This window comes from Streptomyces sp. NPDC028305 (assembly GCF_055569495.1).
Genome location: NZ_JBVHTN010000010.1, coordinates 345,442 through 365,415, shown reverse-complemented (window position 1 = coordinate 365,415; position 19,974 = coordinate 345,442). Strand labels below are relative to the sequence as shown.

The following is a 19,974-nucleotide window of genomic DNA, read 5'->3' as shown; positions in this document are numbered from 1 at the left end:
GGACCGACGCCGCCGCGCGGCTCACTGCCTCACGCCGACCCCTGCCCGTACAGGGGGGCCGCGATGAGGCACGCCCGCACGTCGCGCACGACGCCGCTGCTCCGGGAGCAGCAGTCCCCGTCCTCCTCCGCCTCGCCCGAGGGCTCGCCCGCCGGGCGCGAGGAGCACAACCCCTTCGCGCCGCCGCCGGAGGGACGGCCGGACCAGCCCTGGCAGCCCAGGGCCCGGCCCGACGCCGCGACGGGCGGCGGTGAGGGCGGCAGCAACAACGGCAGCAACAACGGCAACGACAGCGGTGGGGCCGGCGGGCCTGGCGGGGCCGGCGCGCCTCCGTGGCCCAGCGCCCCCGGCGCACCGGGTGGCCAGGACGGCGCACCGGGTGGCCAGGACGGCGCGGCGGGTGGCCAGGACGGCGCGCCGCAGCAGCCCCCGGCCTGGGGCAGCCAGTGGAGCAGCCGCCAGCCCGGCCGCCAGAACGGCGGCTTCGGCTCGGGCCCCGGGCGGCCGTCCGGTAACGGCGGCCAGGGCGGCTCGGGCGGCCCGCGCTGGGACCCGACCGACCCCGCCCAGCGGCGCGCCCGCTACGCCCTGCTCGCGGGCATGTGGGGCTTCTTCTTCGCGCTGTTCAGCCTGCCGCAGATCGCGCTGCTGCTCGGCGCGCTGGCCCTCTACTGGGGCATCAGCTCCCTGCGCGCCAAGCCGCGCCGGCCCGCGCCGGCGACGCCCCCCTCGGCCGCCCCGCTGAACGCACCGCCGCCCGCCCCCGGCGCCACCCCGGCCCACCTCCCGGCGCCGGGCACCGGCCCCTCGAAGCCGCAGGCCACGGCGGCGATCAGCGGGCTGGTCACGGGCGGTCTGGCGCTGGCCATCGTCGCGGCGACCTTCACCGTCCAGATCGTCTACAGCGACTACTACTCGTGTGTGGACGACTCCCTCACCCAAACGTCCCGGCACGCCTGCGAGGACCTGCTGCCGAAGCAGCTCCGGCCGCTGCTCAGCACGGAGGACTGAGCGGGCGAGCGCGGCCGCATCGGCCGCCTGCGGCGGGCTTTGTTCCCCGCCCCGCCCCTTCCCGCAGCATCGATATGCGGCTCCGCCGCGTGAGGGGGCAAGCCCCCGGACCCCCGAACGCCCTGCGGGCGTGTCCTCAAGCTCCCCCAGCTACCGCTGGGAGGTGCCCCCGACGGGCTGGACCAAGCCCGCCCGGCGCTTGAGGGCAAAGCACAGCCAGCCCGTCCGGCGCTTGAGGACCGGGGTGGTCTGGGGCGGAGCCCCAGGAATCGGGAAGGGGCGGGGTGGGGAAGAGGCCCGCCGCAGGCGTCGAGACCCGCCGGACAGGCCTAATGGCCCAGGTCAGCGGGTGGCTTGGCCGCCGGGTCAGCCTCAGGCGCGGGGGCCGCGGCACGCGGGAGCAACTGCCGCCACCACGGCGCCGACGCGTCCCCGGCCGCCGCCAGGCCCTCGTCGCGACCCTCCTGCGCGCGCGTCGCCGAGGCCGCCCACGCCCGGGCCTCCGCCTTGCGGGCGCACCAGGCCAGCAGCGCGGGCACGAACAGCCGCAGCCACCGCAGGAGCACCGCTCCGGGGATCCCCGGCACCGCCGTCCAGACCAGCGTTGCCGCTCCCGTACGCCAGCCGCTCGGCCCCAGCTCGGCGAGCCCGTGGGTGCCCAGGGCCCCGCCGGACGCGGCGGCCAGCACCGCCATCGCGGCCGCGCAGCCGAGCGACGCGCCGGCGGCCATCAGGGCGGTCTGCCCCCACCCCCACACCGCCACGGCCGGGCGCGGCGCCCGCCGCCCCTCGCCGCCTTCGCCACCGTCCGCCCGCCGTACCGCCGCGATCGCGACGAACCACGCCACCGACGCCCCCGCCGCGCACCCCGTCACCCAACCCAGCAGGGTGCCCCCGCCCTCCGCGGGCAAGGCGGCCAGCAGGGGGAAGCGGGGCAGGTCGGGGTAGTCCGGCGCGCCGAGCGGGCCGACGGCGGCGGCGCCGACCATGAACCCCGGGCCGAGTGCGTACGCGGCGCCCCAGACGATCGCGTTCGGCAGCAGCGCCAGGGTGATCAGCAACAACGCGAAACGGCCGGACCACTCGTCGCTGAGCTCCAGAAACGCCAACTGCACCTCGCCCGCGTGGCTCATCAGCGACACCGCCGTGAGCAGCGCGCCGGTGCCGAGCAGCACGGCGAGGGCGCCCCCGGCGGCCCGGAGCGTCCCGCCGCGGAACGCGGGGGTGCGGTGGAACGGCGGCCGGAACGCGGCGGACCCGGGGGCGGCGCCCCGCCGCGCGCCGGTCGACCGCAGCCGTACGAAGGGCACCAGACACACCAGGCGCACCAGCCGCCTCAGCCGGTGGAAGGCCGCGACGAGCCGTACGGCGCGCGGCAGCCGGGCGAGCAACCGGGCACGCGCCCATTCACCCAGCCGGCCACGCCACCGACGACACGCCTGGCGCGCACGGGCGGGCAGCAGCGGGACGGGGAACCGTCCGTCCGCCGCCCACACCCCCACCGCCACGGCGCCCGCGGCGACCAGCGGCAGATGCAGCAGGGCGCTGAGCGGTTCGACGTGCAGCGGCCCCGTCGAGGCGTACACCACGATCGCCACCCCGACCAGCAGATAGCCGCCCGTCACCCATCCGAAGGCGGTACGCGGGTGGAGCGGGGCCCCGTCGGGCAGCCACCGCCCCTCGCCGCCGCCCGCCGCCTCGGGCTCCGCCTCCTCGTCCGGCACGCCCGTCTCGATCGCATGCCGCCCGGCCCGGTAGAGCAGCCAGCACGGCAGGGCGCTGAACAGCAGCGGGGTGAGCCCGACGGGCGCGGTGCCCCCGGACGCCGCCCCGCTCCGTACGAGGTCCCCGCCGTGCGCGAGAAGCCACAGGTCGGCGGCGATGTGCAGGGCCCCGTCCGGGCTGCTGTCGGGGTCCGAGGAGGTGATCCACAGCAGAAGTACGACGACGGCGAGCGCGCCAAGACCGAGCCCCGCGGCCACGACGCCGCCGAGGAACGCCTCCCTGACCGCGGAGGACGGGCGCCGGAGCACGGCGCGGCGCCGCGGCCAGCCATGGGGGGACAACGACGGGCTGCGTTCGGTCAATTGGGTCACGCGCCCATGCTGCCAATAACAGCCGTTTCATCCGCACATCAGGCGATTAGTCGCCGTGTCGCAAAGATTGCGCTTATGCCCTTTTCGCGATAGAGGCGGCGGAGACGGAAAAGGGCGCGGGCCCGCACCACCGAGTGGGTGATGCGGGCCCGCGCCCGTGAGCCGTGCGCTCCGGCGGGCGGCGTCAGCCGGCCAGCGCGGCGCGGGCCAGGCGAGCGGTCTCGGACGGGGTCTTGCCGACCTTCACGCCCGCGGCCTCCAGGGCCTCCTTCTTCGCCTGCGCGGTGCCGGAGGAACCGGACACGATCGCACCGGCGTGGCCCATGGTCTTGCCCTCGGGCGCGGTGAAGCCCGCCACATAGCCGACGACCGGCTTGGTGACATTGGCCTTGATGAAGTCCGCTGCCCGCTCCTCCGCGTCGCCGCCGATCTCGCCGATCATCACGATCAGGTCGGTGTCGGGGTCGGCCTCGAAGGCGGCCAGGGCGTCGATGTGGGTGGTGCCGATGATCGGGTCACCGCCGATGCCGACGCAGGACGAGAAGCCGATGTCGCTCAGCTCGTACATCATCTGGTAGGTCAGCGTGCCGGACTTCGACACGAGACCGATCCGGCCCGGCTTGGTGATGTTGGCCGGGATGATGCCCGCGTTCGACTGACCCGGCGTGATCAGACCCGGGCAGTTCGGGCCGATGATGCGGGTCTTGTTGCCCTTCTGGCCGGCGTAGGCCCAGAAGTTGGCGGTGTCGTGGACCGCGATGCCCTCGGTGATCACGACGGCGAGCGGAATCTCGGCGTCGATCGCCTCGATGACCGCGTCCTTGGTGAACTTCTCCGGGACGAAGATGACGGTGACGTCCGCGCCGGTGGCCTCGATGGCCTCCTTGACGGTGCCGAAGACCGGTACCTCGGTGCCGTCGAAGTCGACCTTCGTACCGGCCTTGCGCGGGTTCACACCACCGACGATGTTGGTGCCCGAGGCGAGCATCCGACGGGTGTGCTTCTGACCCTCGGACCCGGTCATCCCCTGGACGATGACCTTGCTTTCCTTGGTGAGGAAGATAGCCATGGTGTTGGTGACCTGTTCCCTTACTTCGCAGCCGCGAGCTCGGCGGCGCGCTCGGCCGCTCCGTCCATGGTGTCCACCTGCTGCACGAGCGGGTGGTTCGCGTCGGTCAGGATCTTGCGACCCAGCTCCGCGTTGTTGCCGTCGAGGCGCACGACGAGCGGCTTGGTGACCTCTTCGCCCTTGCTCTTCAGCAGCTCCAGGGCCTGGACGATGCCGTTGGCCACGGCGTCACAGGCGGTGATCCCGCCGAAGACGTTGACGAACACCGACTTGACGTCCGGGTCGCCGAGGATGATCTCCAGGCCGTTGGCCATCACCTCGGCGGAGGCGCCGCCACCGATGTCGAGGAAGTTGGCGGGCTTGACGCCACCGTGGTTCTCACCGGCGTACGCGACGACGTCGAGGGTCGACATGACCAGACCCGCGCCGTTGCCGATGATCCCAACCTCGCCCTCGAGCTTGACGTAGTTGAGGCCCTTGGCCTTGGCAGCAGCCTCGAGGGGGTTGGCCGCGGCCTTGTCCTCGAGCGCCTCGTGCTCCGGCTGACGGAAGGCGGCGTTCTCGTCCAGGGAGACCTTGCCGTCCAGCGCGATGATCTTGCCCTCGCCGGTCTTGACCAGCGGGTTGACCTCGACGAGGAGGGCGTCCTCCTCGATGAAGACCTTCCACAGGGTCTGGAGGACCTCGGCGACCTGGTCGGCGATGTCGGCCGGGAACTTCGCCGCGGCGACGATCTCGGCGGCCTTCTCCTTGGTCACGCCCTCGATGGCGTCGACCGGGATCTTGGCGAGCGCCTCGGGGTTCTGCTCCGCGACCACCTCGATCTCCACGCCGCCCTCGACGGAGGCCATGGCGAGGAAGGTGCGGTTGGTCCGGTCCAGGAGGAAGGAGACGTAGTACTCCTCCTTGATGTCCGCGGTCTGGGCGAGCATCACCTTGTGGACCGTGTGGCCCTTGATGTCCATGCCCAGGATCTGGGAGGCCTTGGTGACCGCGTCATCCGCGTCGGAGGCCAGCTTGACGCCACCGGCCTTGCCGCGGCCACCAACCTTGACCTGCGCCTTGACGACCGCGCGGCCGCCCAGTCGCTCTGTCACCTCGCGCGCCGCCTCAGGCGTGTCGATGACTTCACCGGCCAGCACCGGTACACCGTGCTTGGCGAAGAGGTCCCTCGCCTGGTATTCGAACAGGTCCACGCGCGTCCGTCCCTTTTCCATGGATATCGCGGTTCGTTGTCTGCGCGGGCGTGCCGCGGTGGCAGCGTGAGGACGCGATCTTTGACGAGGGCGGCACACGTGCGCCGGGTACGCGGCATGTCCGTCTCGCAGGTTATCCCCGCAGCACCTGCGTCCCTAAATCGCAGATCACACTGGCGCGGTGATTACGGTCACAGATCGCGACCATACCCACCTATCTTCGTACAGCGGGGCTGCTCAGAGGGCAAACGAACGGGCGGCCCCCTCCCCAACGAGGGCCGCCCGATCGGTCAAGCAGATGCCGTACGGCGTACGGCAGGTGGTGTCATCCTCAGACGTTCAGGCCGCCGAGGCCGTCGACGCCGTCCACGGTGGGCAGCTCGGCCGGGATGGTGGGCAGCTCGGCCGGAACGGAGGGCAGCTCCGCGGCCGGGAGGTCGGCGGGAACGGTGGGCAGGTCAGCCGGAACGGTGGGCAGGTCAGCCGGAACGGTGGGCAGGTCAGCCGGAACGGCGGGCAGGTCAGCCGGGACCGTCGGGAGCTCAGCCGGAACGGCGGGCAGGTCAGCCGGAACCGCCGGAAGGTCGGCCGGAACCGTCGGGAGCTCGGCCGGGACGGTCGGCAGGGTCGCGTCCGGCACGGACGGCAGGTCGGCCGGGGTGGCGGGGACGGCCGGCAGGGCCGGGAGCGCCGGGATGTTGGCGGCGTTCGTCAGGTCACCGGGGAGCACCGGAACCAGGAACTCCGCACCCGCGACCGCGTTGCCGACGAGGATCTGCCCGTCGGTGGTCACCGTCATGGTGAGGCCCTGCACCAGCAGCACGCTGTCGCCGGCCAGGCCCGTCGCGTCGCCCTCGGCACCGTTGGCCAGGTTCTCGGCGAACGGAGCGACCTGGAGGTACACGTCGTCGCCCAGCACACCGGCGTCACCGGCGGCCTGCTGCACGACGGGGGTCACCTGGCCCACGACGTCGTGCCCGGCGGGCGGCAGCTCGCCCGGGGCCACGCCGCCCACGGTCGACTGGGCGTCGCCCAGGGTGCGCTGGGCCTTGCCGGTCAGCTCCTCCGGACGGACGCCCGCGCCGGAGAGGGCGGCGAGCAGGTTGTCGGCCGAGCCGGGGGCGGCGGGCAGCTCAGGGGTGGCCGGGACGGCCGGCAGCTCGCCCGGGACCGAGGGGAGGGCGGGCAGCTCGCCCGGGACGGAGGGGAGGACGGGCACGGACGGCAGCGAGCCGAGGCCGGGGAGCTGCGGCACCACGCCGGGCACCTCGCCGGTGGGCAGGTCCAGGTCAGCGGCCTTCTTGGCGGCCTTCTGCGCCTTCTTGACCGTCTTCTTGGCGTCCTTGACCGCCTTCGCCGGGTCGGCCTTGCCGGTGGCGCCCTCGGTGAGGCCGTCGGTCAGGCCGGTCACATCGCCGACGCCCGGCAGCGCGCCCTTCGCGGCGCCGGTGACCTTCGAGGCCGCGCCGTCCACGGTGGCCTTGGCGCCGTCCACGGTCTCGCCGGCGGCGTCGGTGACCTTGGAGGTGTCGGCCACGCCGTTGGTCACGTCCTTCACGCCGTCCGTCGGCAGCGTGTCCCCGGCGGTCTTGGCGGCGCCGCCGACGGTGCTGGTGACGTTGTCGGTGGACGGGACGTCGGGCAGCTCGGCCGCGTTGGCGGCGGCGGTGCCGAGGGCCCAGATACCGGTGGCGGCAGCGGCGACGAGGATGGAACGGCGGATGTTGTTACGCATGAGGGGGAAGTCCTTCGAATTCAGGGGGATGTTCGGACGGGCAGACCTGACCCGCCCCCGCGCGGCAGGTCTCAAGCAGACGGGGGTGAAGGTCTGCCCTATCCGGGGAATTCGAGGACTTCGTTGAACCGCTCGCGCGTGGGCGCGGAGCTCTCGGCGCGGATGGCGCCGGGCCGCAGCGAATGGCTCGCCGGGCCGCCGGGCACGAGGGCGGCGTGGATATCCCCGTGACGGGGGGCGCCGCTGTCGCCGGTGCACTGGGAGACGGTTCCCACCGGGGAACCGGGGAGGGGGAGGTGAAGCGGCGCCGGAACGCCGCCGCCCTGGGCCGGGCCGTGCGCCGCCCGGACGACCGGGGCCCGGCCGTCGTCGGCGACGGTGCGCGGCGCGGTCACGGCCGCCGCCCGCGGGGCCATGGGCCCGATGCGGGAAGCGGTGTGCTCGGCCGAGCGCACGGGAGCCGTGTCGCCCTTGGCGTTTCGGCCGTCGAACAGGCGATGAGCAGGCACGGAGCCGCTCTTACCGGTGTCGCCGCCGACCCCCCCGAGCGCGTCGGAGGGGAGGTGGACGGGCAGAGAGCTGCCCGTCTCGTCCAGCAGGTCGGTGACCGGCTCGGTGAGCTCCCGGGTCTGCCGCTCGACCGGCCGTACGGCATCCCGCACGGCGTCGTCGGTGACCTGGGCTGCGTCGCCCGCGGCCCCGGTGTCACCCGCGGCCGCGGCCGCATTGCCGGTATGCCGCGCCACGGTGTCGTCGGCGCGGCCCGGGTCGAGCAGCCCGGAGGCCGCCTGTGTGTCGACCGTCCCGCCCGTGTCCGTACGCTCGGCGGCGTGCGCGCTGCCTCCGAAGAGGAACGCGAGTGCCAGGAAAGCCCCGAGGAACAGCGCCGCCAGCAGCGCCCGCCGCGCGGCCGCGGTGCGCGGCAGGCGCACAGCGGCAGGCATGGCGGACACAGCAGACAAGACAGGGGCCTTCCCAGACGTACGGGCATACGGAACAGGGCGAAGCAGGGTTGGAATCACCAATCGGAAGGTCAGATTCACTTCCGGGGCGATGGGTTGATCCTTGCACGACGGACGGGGGGCCGCGCAACCCCCCGGCCACGGTTACAGCTCCTTGTCCGGTATGGGCAGTTGACGCTTTTCGATCGCCGCTGCCATGACATCGGGGAACAGATCCGGACTACAGGCGAAGGCGGGCGCGCCGAGCGCGGCGAGCGCCGCGGCGTGCTCGCGGTCGTAGGCGGGCGCGCCCTCGTCGGACAGCGCGAGCAGCGCGACGAACTGCACGCCGGACGCCTTCATCGCCGCGACCCGGCCCAGCATCTCGTTGCGTATGCCGCCCTCGTACAGATCGCTGATCAGCACGACGACGGTGTCGGCGGGGCGGGTGATCTGCGACTGGCAGTACGCGAGGGCCCGGTTGATGTCCGTGCCGCCGCCGAGCTGGGTGCCGAAGAGCACGTCCACCGGGTCGTCCAGCTCCTCCGTCAGGTCCACGACGGCGGTGTCGAAGACGACCAGCCGGGTGGCGAGGGAGCGCATCGAGGCCAGCACGGCGCCGAAGACGGAGGCGTAGACCACGGACGCGGCCATCGACCCCGACTGGTCGATGCACAGGATCACGTCCTTCTTGACCCCGCGCGCCGCCCGCCCGTATCCGATGAGCCGCTCGGGGACGACCGTCCGGTGCTCGGGCAGGTAGTTCTTCAGGTTGGCACGGATGGTGCGGTCCCAGTCGATGTCGCGGTGGCGCGGGCGGCTGGTCCGGGCGGAGCGGTCGAGGGCGCCGGTGAGGGTGGCGCGGGTGCGGGTGGCCAGCCGCTTCTCCAGGTCCTCCACGACCTTGCGGACGACGGCGCGGGCGGTGGTCCTGGTCGTCTCCGGCATGGCCTTGTTGAGCGAGAGCAGGGTCCCGACGAGGTGCACGTCCGCCTCCACTGCCTCCAGCATCTCGGGCTCGAGGAGCAGGGCGGACAGGCCGAGCCGGTCGATGGCGTCGCGCTGCATGACCTGGACCACGGACGTCGGGAAGTATCTGCGGATGTCGCCGAGCCAGCGGGCCACTTGGGGCGCGGAGCCGCCGAGCCCGGCCGAGCGCGGGCCGCCCCCGGCGGAGCCGCCGCGGGCCGTGGCGGCTCCGCCGCCGGGGCCCGACCCGCCACCCTCGCCGTAGAGCGCTTCGAGCGTGCGGTCCATCGCGGCGTCCCGCCCGCTCAGGGAGCATCCGGTGCCGTCGCCGCCCTGCCCGCCGAGCACCAGCCGCCAGCGGCGCAGCCGCTCGTCCGCCGCGGCCCCGGTCGCCTGCCCGGTCATCCGGCCACCTCCGTCCCGTACTGGTTCTCGTGGTTGCCCTCGTTGTCGTGCTGGGCGTCGAGGCCCAGGAGGAGGCGGACCGTCGGCAGGACGGCCGCCGCGCGGTCCTCGTCCAGGCCGGGGCCGAAGCCGGGCGCGGGCGGGTCGCCCACCGGGCGCGGTCCTTGGTCCGCCGCGGGCCCGCGGCGGACCAGCTCGCCCAGGGTGCGGCGCACCCCCGCGTCGTACGCCGCGAACGTGCGCCGCAGCAGCGGCAGTACGTCCGTGAACGCCTCCGCCGGGACGCCCGTGAGCCAGCTGTCCAGCAGGCCGAGCAGCCGCTCGTCGTGGACCAGGAGCATTCCGCCGCCCGCGCCGCCGCCCACGAACCCTTCGATCCAGGAGGCCGCTTCGGCCGGCGCGGTGCCGGGCGACAGCACCAGGGCCATCAGCCGGGCCGCCTCGCCCTCGGCCAGCCTGCCGTCGTCCAGGAGCAGGCGCGCGGCCCGGCCGCGGATCAGCCCTGACACGCCGTCACGCTCGGCGAGCGCGCGCAGCACGGCGAGCCAGCGGCCCCGCAGCCCGCCGTCCTTGCCGCTTCCTCCGTCCTTGCCGCCTCCTCCGTCCGGGCTCTCCGCGCCGTCCGCCCGGATCTCGGACAGCAGGCCGACGGCCCGGTGCACGGCTTCGAGATGGCCGCGCATCTCGGCGGCCCCGTCCGCGTCGAGGCCGAAGCAGGCGGGCGGCAGCCCGATCAGGACGCGCTCGGCCAGCCCCACGGCGACCTCGGCCAGGGCGGCGGTGTCCGTGCCGCGCACATCCCCGTAGCGCACCGAACGGACGAGCGCGGGCAGGGCCTGGGCGAGCTGCCCGACGTCCGCGTCGAGCGCGGCCCGGTCGGCGAGCGCGCGCATCACGACCGGGAGCGCGTCGGGGAGCGCGGCGAGCAGACAGCGCTCGGCCAGGTCCGTGACCTCGCCGAGGGCGGTGGCGTCCACGGCCTTGGCCTCCGCCCGCGTCGTGGCGGCCGACAGCACGGTGGTGCCCCACACCCCGGCCTCGGCTACCCGCACCGACAACTCCGGCTCCCAGCGCAGCCGCCAGGTCTCCCGGAATGTGCCGGTGCTGCCGCGCGAGGCGGCCGGGGTCCCCCAGTCGACGCCGAGCAGCCGCAGCCGGTGCAGCAGACGGCTGCGCGCGGCGTCCGTCTCCTTGCGCAGGTCCAGCTCCAGATCGCGCTCCAGCGCCTCCGGCTTGAGCCGCAGCGAACGCTGGGTGCGCGCCAGGTCCCGCTGGAGCGGAGCGGCGGGCGCCGCCTCGGGCACCTCGCCCAGGACGTCCCCCACGACCAGCCGGTCGTGGACCAGCGCGAGCGGCACATCGGAGCCCTCGCACATCACCGCCCGCACCGCGTCCGTGGTCTCGGCGAGCCCGGCCAGCGGGCGTCCGCGCACGGCGGCGAGGGTCTCGGCGAGCCGCACCGCCTCGATGACATGCGCGGACGAGACGGCGAAGTCCTCGGCGCGCAGCAGCCCGGCGACCTTGGTCAGCCAGCGCTCCAGCGGGCGGTCCGCCGCGTGGAAGAGATGGCTGTACCAGCCGGGGGAGGCGATCCCCGCCCCGTAGCCGCTGTGCCGGGCCAGCCGGCGGTGCGTCCACGGCACCCAGCTGAGCTCCGCCTTGACCTTCGGCAGCCCCTTGAGCAGCCCGCGGTCGGCGGTCACGGTCGCCCTCCCGGCCAGCGCCGGGACGTGCCAGGCCCCGCACACGACGGCGACCCGGTCCCCGAACTCCCGCCGCGCCTCGCGCAGCCGCAGCCGCATGTGCGCCTCGCGCACCGCGTCGTGCTCATGTCCGCCGTGGCCGTACTCGGCGCGGAGGACGGCCATCGCCTCGCCGAGCGCGGCGAACGGCCCGACCGCGTCCGCCCAGCCGGCCGCGCCGCCCCCCTCGGCGCCGGTGCCGCGGTGCTCGACGACGTCCTCCCACCAGCGCTCCGGATCGTCGTATCCGGCGGTCTCCGCGAGCACCCCCATCGGGTCCACCCGCACCCGCCCCGCCGGATCCTCCGCCGCTTCCTCCAGCGGACCCTCCGCGGGATCCCCCTCCGTACGGCCCGCCATGGCCAGCGAGTTCGCCGCCGGGAGGTCGATGAACCGCACGGGGACGCCGCGGGACAGCGCCCACCGGATGGCCACCCACTCCGGCGAGAACCCGGCCAGCGGCCAGAACGCCGCCTGTCCCGGATCGCTCACCGCGTGGGCGAGCAGGGCCACAGGGGGCCGCATGCCCTCCTGCCCGGCGAACTCGACGAGCGCGTCCGCCTCCGGCGGGCCCTCGATGAGCACGGCGCCCGGCTCGCACGCGTCGAGCGCCGCGCGCACCGCCCGCGCGGAGCCCGGGCCGTGGTGGCGCACCCCCAGGAGCAGCGGCCAGGGCGGCCCTGCCCCGTCGGGCCCCGCCGCGCGGCCCGGGGCGGCGCCGCTCACGCGCCCACCTCGCGGCACGCGCGGTAGAAGTCCTTCCAGCCGTCGCGCTCGCGGGCCACCGTCTCCAGATACTCCTGCCAGATGACGCGGTCCGCCGCCGGGTCACGGACCACCGCGCCCAGAATCCCCGCGGCCACATCGCCCGCCCTCAGGACGCCGTCCCCGAAGTGGGCGGCCAGGGCGAGCCCGCCGGTGACCACGGAGATCGCCTCGGCCGTCGACAGCGTGCCCGACGGCGACTTGAGCTTGGTACGCCCGTCCTCCGTGGCCCCTCCCCGCAGCTCGCGGAAGACCGTGACCACCCGGCGGATCTCGGCCACGCCCTCGGGGACCGCGGGCAGATCCAGCGAGCGGCCGATCTGGGCCACGCGGCGGGACACGATGTCGACCTCTTCTTCTGCGGTCGCGGGCAGCGGCAGCACGACCGTGTTGAACCGGCGGCGCAGGGCGCTGGACAGCTCGTTGACCCCACGGTCCCGGTCGTTGGCCGTGGCGATCAGGTTGAAGCCGCGGACCGCCTGGACCTCTTCCCCCAGCTCGGGGATCGGCAGGGTCTTCTCCGACAGGACGGTGATCAGCGTGTCCTGGACGTCGGCCGGGATACGGGTCAGCTCCTCCACGCGCGCGGTCATGCCCTCGGCCATCGCCCGCATCACCGGGCTCGGCACCAGCGCCTCGCGGCTGGGGCCGTGGGCGAGGAGCCGGGCGTAGTTCCAGCCGTAGCGGATGGCTTCCTCGGGCGTGCCCGCGGTGCCCTGGACGAGCAGCGTCGAATCGCCGCTGACCGCCGCCGCCAGATGCTCGGAGACCCACGTCTTGGCCGTGCCCGGCACCCCCAGCAGGAGCAGCGCGCGGTCCGTGGCCAGGGTCGTGACCGCGACCTCGACGATGCGGCGCGGGCCCACGTACTTGGGTGTGATCACGGTGCCGTCCGGCAGGGTGCCGCCGAGCAGGTACGTCGCGACGGCCCACGGCGACAGCCGCCAGCGGGCGGGCCGCGGGCGGTCGTCGGCCGCGGCGAGCGCCTTGAGCTCCTCGGCGAAGGCGTCCTCGGCATGTGGGCGCAGGGCCTCGGCTCCGGCAGCCCCCGCCGACCCCTCGGCTGCGGGCACGGCGGGCTCGGTGCCGCCGCCGGTCTCGGCGGTCTCGTCTCCGTTGGGCACAGGCACGGTCACAGCTCCCCCACGACTCGTCTCTTTGTCCGTTTCCGGACCCTCGACCACCCTGCACCACCCCACTGACAACCGGCCCGACCGTCAACAATCCCGCAGGCCGGGGCCGTTGTCAGTGGTCGCCCGTACCGTCGAGGACATGAATGCGCAGGGGGAACGCTGGACGGCGGAGCAGGTGCTGGCCCTGGCTCCTGACGCCGCCTCACGCAAGTCGGGCGGCAAGCTCGCCGCGCCCGGCCCGTGGTCCGGAGCGGGGGCCCACGGCCGGGGCGTGTGGGGGCTGTGCGCGGGCAGCGGCGGCAAGCCGTACCAGACAGTCGTCGATCTGGACGGGCCCGGCTACCGCTGTAGCTGCCCCAGTCGGAAGTTCCCCTGCAAGCATGCGCTCGGGCTGCTCCTCCTGTGGGCGGGCGGCGGGGGCGTCCGGGAGGCCGAGGAGCCGCCGGAGTGGGCCGGGCAGTGGCTGAGCGGGCGGCGGGAGCGCGCCGAGCGCGAGGCGTCAACCGCCACCGCCGGAGCCGCCGCCGGGGCAGGAAAGGGGCCGGGCGGCGTCGCCGACCCGGAGGCGGCCAGGCGGCGGGCCGAGCGGCGCGCCCAGCGCATCGCCGCGGGCGCCTCCGAACTGGAGCAGCGCCTGGCGGACCTGCTCCGGAACGGCCTGGCCGGAGCCGACCGCGCGGGCTACGCGACCTGGGACGAGACGGCCGCGCGCATGGTCGACGCGCAGGCGCCCGGACTGGAGGCGCGGGTGCGGGAGCTGGGCGCGATTCCGTCCTCCGGCCCGGGCTGGCCCGCGCGGCTGCTGGAGGAGTGCGCCCTGCTGCACCTCCTGAACCAGGGCTTTCTCCACCTCGGCCGGCTCCCGGAGGCGCTGGCCACCACGGCCCGCTCGCGCGTCGGCCTCACCACGACCACGGCCGAGCTGCTGGCCTCCGGCACCGCCGTCCCCGACCGCTGGCTCGTCCTCGGCGCGCAGGACAGCGCCGACGGCAGGCTGACCACGCGCCGCATCTGGCTGCGCGGCGAGGACACGGGCCGGATGGCCCTGCTGCTCTCCTTCGGCGCCGCCGGGAACTCCCCCGAACTGGCCCTGCCGGTCGGGATCGTGCTGGACGCCGACCTCACCTACTACCCGGCCGGGCGCCCGCTGCGCGCCGCGCTCGGCACCCCCCGCCCGGACCCGCCGCCGTCCCCCGCGCCCGCGCCCTCGGCAGCCCCCGTGCCGCCCGGGAGTGACATCGCCACAGCGCTGGCCGCCTATGGTGACGCGCTGCGCGAGGACCCCTGGCTGGACGCCTGGCCGGTCGTGCTCGCGGGGGTGACCCCGGTCCCGGGCGGCGAGGACGGCTGGCAGCTGGCGGACACCCGCACCGGTTCCGCCCTGCCGATCGACCCGCGGTGCGCGGGGCGTACGGACCTGTGGCGGCTGACCGCGGTCTCGGGCGGCGCCCCCGTCACGGTCTTCGGCGAGTGCGGCCACCGCGGCTTCGCCCCGCTCACCACCTGGGATCCGGCCCCCGTTCCGCTCCAGCACCCGTCCGGCACCGGCTCGACACCGCATGGAGGCATGCCGTGACCACCACCGCGCCCTGGGACGACCTGGTCGCCGCCGCCCTGCTCGGCACCGAGCGCCGCACCCCGCCCGTCGCACCGCGCCCCGGCCAGGACGCGTCCGCCGCCCTGTTGGACGCCGCCGCGCTCAGCACCGTGCTGCGGCGGGCCGGGCTGCGCCCCGCCGCAGCCCGGCCCGCCCCGTCGCCCGCGCCCGAGGACCCCCGCCCGCCGCTGCCGCCTGCCGCCCGCAACCGGCTGGCCATGCTGCTCGCCGGGCGCTCGGCCGGAGGGGGCGGCCGGCGCTCCGCGCCCGACCTCGCCGAGCTGCTCCCGCAGTGGCTCACCATGGCCAACCAACGCGGCTATCGAGCGCCTGACGCCCTCCTCCCGGCCCTGCTGGACGCCGCCCGCGCCCGCACCGATCTGCGCCCCGAGGCGCTCGCGCTCGGCGGGCCCCGGGTCCTGTGGCTGGCCCGGCTGAACCCGGAGTGGAAGTTCGCCCTGCGCGGCGGCGGAACCGGGCGCGCGGCCACGACGGCGGAGGCGGCCGGGTCGGCCGGAGCGCCCGGGTCCGCGGGCGCCGCGACTCCGGGCCCCGCGACAACAGTCGACTCGCCCGCCGGAACCGCGGCCGGGTCCCCGGCCGGAGCGGGCGTCGGAGCAGCCCCGGCCGCGCCCGACGCCCCCGCCGTGCCCGCGGACGTACAGCGCCAGTGGGAGGAGGGCCTGTTCGCCGAGCGGGTCTCGCTGCTGACGGCGGTGCGCCACCGCGACCCGGAGCTCGGTCTCGCGCTGCTCGGCGGCACGTGGTCCATGGAGCGCGCGGAGGACCGGCTGATGTTCCTGGACTCGCTCCGCGACGACCTCTCGCCCTCCGACGAGCCGTTCCTGGAGCAGGCCTTGGCCGACCGCAGCCGGAACGTCCGGGCCACGGCCGCCGAGCTGCTGTCCGCCCTCCCCGGCTCGGCGCTGGCCTCCCGTATGGCCGAGCGTTCCCGGGCCTGTGTCTCGCTCACCGACGGGGTGATCGCCATCGACGCGCCGGCCGAGTGCGACAGCGGCATGGAGCGCGACGGTGTCGTGGCCAAGCCGCCTTCGGGGCGCGGCGAGCGGGCGTGGTGGTTCGGCCAGTTGGTGGAGGCGACGCCGCTGGAGTGCTGGAGCGCTTGGTTCGGCGGGCGTGGCGCGGCCGAGATCGTGGCACTGCCGGTCGCCGACGGCTGGCAGGCGGACCTCCAGGCGGCCTGGTGCCGGGCGGCCGTCCGGCAGCGGAATGTGGAGTGGTCCCGCGCCCTGCTCGGCGCGCCGTCCGAGCCGCCCGCCGCCTCGCCCCTCCCGGGCTCGCCGCTCGCCCCGACCGCGCCGCCGTCCCCGGGCGCCCCGGCCGGTGCCCAGCCCGCCGCTCCGTCCTGGCGCGATCCGGCGAAGCTGCTGTCCGCCCTGCCCCCGGCCGAACGGGCCCAGTGGGTCGCGGACTTCATCGCGGCCCACGGGCTGTCCGACGCCTTCCGGCTGCTGGGGGTGTGCGCGGTGCCCTGGGCCGAGCCGCTGGGCCGGGCCGTCGTGGACGCGCTCGACATCGCCCGCGACGCGGGCAGCTATCCGTGGAGCTTCAGCGGTGTCATGGGGCTGGCCGAGCGCTGTCTGGACCCGGACCAGGCCGACCGGCTCGAAGTGCTCACCGCGATACCGGACGAGCCGGCGGACGGCTCGCCAGGTGCCGGGAGCTACTGGTCGGAGGCGTTCCAGCGCCTGGTGGGCACGCTCCGGCTGCGCGCGGCGATGCGCCGCGAGCTCGAACCGCCGGACACGGCGGCGGTCAGCCCGGTGCCATAGCGCCGGCCGGGACCCACGGCCCGTGGCGCGCGGGTCAGGCGGCCACCGGCCGTACGTTCTCCCTGACCCACTCCACGATCGAGGCGGTCGTGGCCCCCGGGGTGAAGATCTCGGCCACCCCCAGCTCCTTGAGCAGCGGGATGTCCGCGTCGGGGATGATGCCGCCGCCGAACACCTTGATGTCCTCCGCGTCCCGCTCCCGCAGCAGCTCGATCACCTTCGAGAAGAGCGTCATATGCGCGCCGGAGAGGATGGACATCCCGATCGCGTCGGCATCCTCCTGGATCGCGGTGTCGACTACCTGCTCGGGCGTCTGATGCAGGCCGGTGTAGATGACCTCCATGCCCGCGTCGCGCAGCGCCCGCGCGATGACCTTCGCCCCGCGGTCGTGACCGTCGAGCCCGGGCTTGGCCACCACCACACGGATCGGACCGGTCACACCCATCGCAGCCTCCATGTCGCGAACGTGAACGAACGTTATCTCCAGGATCCCGCAGCCAGCCGTTTCACGGCACGCGGCGAAGGGGAAATCACACGTGGGACACATTCACCTCGGCCGCGCCCACCTCCTCCTCGGCCGCCGCAAGGCGGTCACCCACGTCGGGCCGGCCAATCAGGGGAGCCGCAGCGGGGACCGTCGCACCGCGCCGCGCCGTCAGCGAGGGCCGCCTGGCGCCGCGGTGCGACGGAGCGGTCGTACCGCGACGACCACGAACCGTCCGCCGCCGGCTGCCCGCGAGGGCATGCGGGGGACAGCGCCGCCTCCCGCGCGCCGTTCAGGAGGTCGGCCGCCATGGGCCTCACCCGAATCCCCATCCCCTTCCCGATCCCCATCCCGATCCGTATCCGCGCCACCGTTCTCGACCTGGCGGTCCTCGCCGGGCACCTCCTCCTCTATCCGACCGGCCTGCTCCAGGAGCGCCCGCCCGCCGCGCCGCCGCCCGGCGCCGCGCCCCGGCTGCCCACGGACGGCCGGGCCCACCGCCCGGTCCTTCTGCTGCACGGCTTCATCGACAACCGCTCGGTGTTCGTTCTGCTGCGCCGCTCCCTGCGCCGGCACGGCCGGCAGCATGTGGAGGCGCTCAACTACTCCCCGCTGACCTGCGATCTCCGCACCGCCGCCGCGCTGCTCGACCGGCATGTGCGGGAGATCTGTGAGCGCACCGGCCACAGCCGGGTGGATGTCGTCGGCCACAGCCTGGGCGGCCTGATCGCCCGTTATTACGTGCAGCGGCTGGGCGGGGACGCCCGGGTGCACACGCTGGTCACCCTGGGCACCCCGCACTCCGGCACCCGCACCGCGCCCCTGCTGTCCGCGCATCCGCTGGTGCGGCAGATGCGCCCGGACTCCGATGTGATCGAGGAATTACGGCGCCCCGCGCCCGGCTGCCGTACCCGGTTCATCGCCTTCTGGAGCGAGGTGGACCAGCTGATGATCCCCGCGGAGACAGCGAGGATCGACCATCCGGATCTCCTGGCGCACAGCGTCCGCGTCAACGGAATCGGACATCTCACCCTTCCGGTGCACCATGCGGTCGCCGCCGACATATGCGAGGCGCTGGACGCCGCCGAGGGGGTACCGACAGACGCTTCAGGCGCCGCCTCGGTTGCGTGACAGGGCCGGAAGTTGCCGAACAGTAATCGAACACCCGGCCAAATTACGGCGTCCAGTCCACCGAAAGGCGGCCAAATGCCCGTGCCGGCGTTACTCAAAACCTGATGAAGATTGTCGCCGTCCCAAACTGGCGGGTACAGTCGCCGCTAATTCTCCTGCTGCCGAGGCGAAAGAGAAGTGGTGGTGAACGACCGTCACCCGTCGGGGATCACAACCTCGACCGTCCCCGCTCCCGACGCCTCATATCCGTACTACGAGGCATACGACCAGCAGGGCACAGCGCACGGCTACGCCGGGTACGACGGCTACTCCACCGGCAACTTCGACGGCCTCGCCGCCTCCTACAGCGACGGCGACCCTCTCTTCGGCGCCCTTCCCGGCAGCCATGACGGCGGCGGCTACGGCACCGGCCACGATGGCTCCGCCAGCGGGCAGTACGACGCCACGCAGTGGGGCAGCACCGGCGGCGCCTATGACTCCGGCACCTATGACACCACCGCGATGTGGGCCAGTTCCGGCGTCCCGCTGTCCGGCACCATCCCGGCCCAGCAGGGCTCCGACACCGGCGGCCAGTGGGACGCCACCGCCTGGGACACCTCCGGCCACCACGACCTGACGGCCGCCCAGGTCCCCCAGTCCGCCCAGTCCGCCGAGTGGGACGGCACCGGGCAGTTCGACACCTCCGGGGTCGACACCGGGCAGACCCAGTTCTGGGACATGAGCGCCTACGCGACCGTCGACGAGTCGCAGTACGGCCAAAGCGAATACGGCCAAAACGATTACGGCCAGGGCGAGTACCAGGAGGGCGGGTACGAGCACGGCGGATATCAGCAACAGCCCGCCGAGCACCCGTACGCCGCCCCCGAGGCGGAGCCGGAACCCGGGGCGGCGGCCGTGCACCAGGCCGAGACCCAGACCTCCCTCATGGTCCTGGACCTCGACTCCCCCCAGGCCGGCACGGCCGACTCCGCCGATTCCCCCGAAACCACCGCCCCCTCGGACCTCGCCGACTCCGCCGACGACGCCGACTTCGAGGGCGACAGGACCACCGAGTCCGAAGCGGTACAGCTGCCCTCCCCCCGCCGGGAGAGCGGCCGCAGCCGTCGCCGCGCCCCCTCGGCCCGCCCCAAACGCTCGGCGCTCCTCACCGTCGCCGTCCCCTCCGTCTGCGCGCTGGGCGTCACCGCCGTGGCCGCCGCCTCCGTCAGCAACCTCGGAGACGACAAGAAGGACGCCAAGACCACGCAGGCCGCCGCGGACACCCCGCCGGTCAAGGCCTCGGTCGCCAACAGCAAGCTGGACACCCAGCTCGCCGCGGGCCTCGAGGACGCCGATGACTTCCGGGCCCGCGCCAGCCGCACCCAGGAGCGGATCGACCTCCGGGCGCGCCAGGCGGCGGAGAAGAAGCGCAAGATCGAGGAGGCCGCGCGCAAGGAAGCGCTGCGGCCGAAGTTCGCGCTGCCCGTCGCGCAGCACGGCCTGAGCGCCACCTACGGCCAGGCCGGCATCAACTGGATGTCGGTGCACACCGGCATCGACTTCCCGGTCAGCTACGGCACGCCGGTCATGGCCGCGACCGACGGCACCGTACGCACCCAGTGGAACGACGCCTACGGCAACATGGTCATAGTGACCAGCCCGGACGGCACCGAGACCTGGTACTGCCATCTGAGCAGCGCCAAGATCCGGGGCGGCACGGTGAAGGCCGGGGACGTCATCGCGTACTCCGGGAACTCCGGCAACTCCACCGGCCCGCACCTCCACTTCGAGGTGCACCCCGGCGGCGGTTCGGCCATAGACCCGCTCTCGTGGCTGCGCAGCCACGGCCTCGACCCGACGTAGGCGTAGGCGTACGCGGCCTAGGCGTCGCAGGCATAGGCGCCCTGGGCGGCGGCACCGCGGCCCGC

General features: G+C 74.5%; 14 protein-coding genes. 5 read left to right on the top strand and 9 right to left on the bottom strand.

Going from position 1 to position 19,974, the window contains the following annotated elements; genetic code table 11:
• The first annotated feature begins 63 nt into the window (after positions 1-63).
• A complete protein-coding gene (locus tag ACZ4WQ_RS39200) occupies positions 64-1,011 on the top strand; it encodes a hypothetical protein (protein WP_398374634.1) in 948 nt (315 codons plus the stop codon).
• A 329-nt stretch (positions 1,012-1,340) separates the two neighbouring features.
• On the opposite strand, the gene ACZ4WQ_RS39195 is transcribed toward ACZ4WQ_RS39200, so the two are convergent.
• The 8 genes from ACZ4WQ_RS39195 to ACZ4WQ_RS39160 form a co-directional block, all read right to left on the bottom strand.
• A complete protein-coding gene (locus tag ACZ4WQ_RS39195; RefSeq protein ID WP_398374636.1) occupies positions 1,341-3,107 on the bottom strand; it encodes a cell division protein PerM in 1,767 nt (588 codons plus the stop codon).
• Positions 3,108-3,291: 184 nt separating this feature from the next.
• Positions 3,292-4,176: a succinate--CoA ligase subunit alpha gene (gene sucD, locus ACZ4WQ_RS39190; RefSeq protein ID WP_014177349.1), complete on the bottom strand. Its 885-nt coding sequence runs from the start codon at positions 4,174-4,176 to the stop codon at positions 3,292-3,294.
• 20 nt (positions 4,177-4,196) lie between these two features.
• Complete coding sequence (gene sucC, locus ACZ4WQ_RS39185) at positions 4,197-5,372, bottom strand: ADP-forming succinate--CoA ligase subunit beta (protein WP_311724309.1); 1,176 nt, start codon at positions 5,370-5,372, stop codon at positions 4,197-4,199.
• Between the two features lie 331 nt (positions 5,373-5,703).
• Positions 5,704-7,107, bottom strand: a complete 1,404-nt coding sequence (locus ACZ4WQ_RS39180) for a hypothetical protein (protein WP_468022786.1) — start codon at positions 7,105-7,107, stop codon at positions 5,704-5,706.
• Between the two features lie 98 nt (positions 7,108-7,205).
• Positions 7,206-8,051 carry a hypothetical protein gene (locus ACZ4WQ_RS39175; protein WP_398374640.1) on the bottom strand — a complete coding sequence of 282 codons (846 nt, stop codon included), beginning with the start codon at positions 8,049-8,051 and terminating at the stop codon, positions 7,206-7,208.
• A 162-nt stretch (positions 8,052-8,213) separates the two neighbouring features.
• Positions 8,214-9,422, bottom strand: a complete 1,209-nt coding sequence (locus ACZ4WQ_RS39170) for a VWA domain-containing protein (protein ID WP_385341037.1) — start codon at positions 9,420-9,422, stop codon at positions 8,214-8,216.
• Entirely contained in the window at positions 9,419-11,890 is a 2,472-nt protein-coding gene (locus tag ACZ4WQ_RS39165) for a DUF5682 family protein (RefSeq protein WP_398374643.1), read from the bottom strand. The genes ACZ4WQ_RS39170 and ACZ4WQ_RS39165 overlap by 4 nt, the downstream gene beginning before the upstream one ends.
• Positions 11,887-13,002, bottom strand: coding sequence for an ATP-binding protein (locus tag ACZ4WQ_RS39160; protein WP_352130529.1), 1,116 nt, complete (start codon positions 13,000-13,002; stop codon positions 11,887-11,889). Before ACZ4WQ_RS39160 ends, ACZ4WQ_RS39165 begins: the two co-directional genes overlap by 4 nt.
• A 199-nt stretch (positions 13,003-13,201) precedes the next feature.
• Between ACZ4WQ_RS39160 and ACZ4WQ_RS39155 the strand changes: the two genes are divergently transcribed.
• Together ACZ4WQ_RS39155 and ACZ4WQ_RS39150 are read left to right on the top strand one after the other, a co-directional pair.
• The gene (locus ACZ4WQ_RS39155) at positions 13,202-14,638 is read left to right on the top strand and encodes an SWIM zinc finger family protein (RefSeq protein WP_398374645.1); all 1,437 of its coding nucleotides are present in this window, start codon (positions 13,202-13,204) and stop codon (positions 14,636-14,638) included.
• Positions 14,635-16,452 (top strand): DUF5691 domain-containing protein, encoded by a 1,818-nt coding sequence (locus ACZ4WQ_RS39150; protein ID WP_398374647.1) that lies wholly within the window; start codon positions 14,635-14,637, stop codon positions 16,450-16,452. The genes ACZ4WQ_RS39155 and ACZ4WQ_RS39150 overlap by 4 nt, the downstream gene beginning before the upstream one ends.
• Before the next feature lie 34 nt (positions 16,453-16,486).
• On the opposite strand, the gene ACZ4WQ_RS39145 is transcribed toward ACZ4WQ_RS39150, so the two are convergent.
• Entirely contained in the window at positions 16,487-16,897 is a 411-nt protein-coding gene (locus tag ACZ4WQ_RS39145; protein ID WP_398374648.1) for a cobalamin B12-binding domain-containing protein, read from the bottom strand.
• A gap of 348 nt (positions 16,898-17,245) precedes the next feature.
• On the opposite strand from ACZ4WQ_RS39145, the gene ACZ4WQ_RS39140 reads away from it, so the two are divergent.
• Together ACZ4WQ_RS39140 and ACZ4WQ_RS39135 are read left to right on the top strand one after the other, a co-directional pair.
• Positions 17,246-18,067 (top strand): esterase/lipase family protein, encoded by an 822-nt coding sequence (locus ACZ4WQ_RS39140; protein WP_311724318.1) that lies wholly within the window; start codon positions 17,246-17,248, stop codon positions 18,065-18,067.
• Positions 18,068-18,250: 183 nt separating this feature from the next.
• Positions 18,251-19,909, top strand: coding sequence for a M23 family metallopeptidase (locus ACZ4WQ_RS39135; protein WP_398374650.1), 1,659 nt, complete (start codon positions 18,251-18,253; stop codon positions 19,907-19,909).
• Positions 19,910-19,974: the final 65 nt, after the last annotated feature.

Coding starts and splice junctions, on each gene's coding strand:
- ACZ4WQ_RS39145 (WP_398374648.1), bottom strand. CDS start 16,897: ATGGGTGTGACCGGTCCGATCCGTGTGGTGGTGGCCAAGCCCGGGCTC.
- ACZ4WQ_RS39200 (WP_398374634.1), top strand. CDS start 64: ATGAGGCACGCCCGCACGTCGCGCACGACGCCGCTGCTCCGGGAGCAG.
- ACZ4WQ_RS39180 (WP_468022786.1), bottom strand. CDS start 7,107: ATGCGTAACAACATCCGCCGTTCCATCCTCGTCGCCGCTGCCGCCACC.
- ACZ4WQ_RS39175 (WP_398374640.1), bottom strand. CDS start 8,051: ATGCCTGCCGCTGTGCGCCTGCCGCGCACCGCGGCCGCGCGGCGGGCG.
- ACZ4WQ_RS39140 (WP_311724318.1), top strand. CDS start 17,246: ATGGGCCTCACCCGAATCCCCATCCCCTTCCCGATCCCCATCCCGATC.
- sucD (WP_014177349.1), bottom strand. CDS start 4,176: ATGGCTATCTTCCTCACCAAGGAAAGCAAGGTCATCGTCCAGGGGATG.
- ACZ4WQ_RS39155 (WP_398374645.1), top strand. CDS start 13,202: ATGAATGCGCAGGGGGAACGCTGGACGGCGGAGCAGGTGCTGGCCCTG.
- ACZ4WQ_RS39170 (WP_385341037.1), bottom strand. CDS start 9,422: ATGACCGGGCAGGCGACCGGGGCCGCGGCGGACGAGCGGCTGCGCCGC.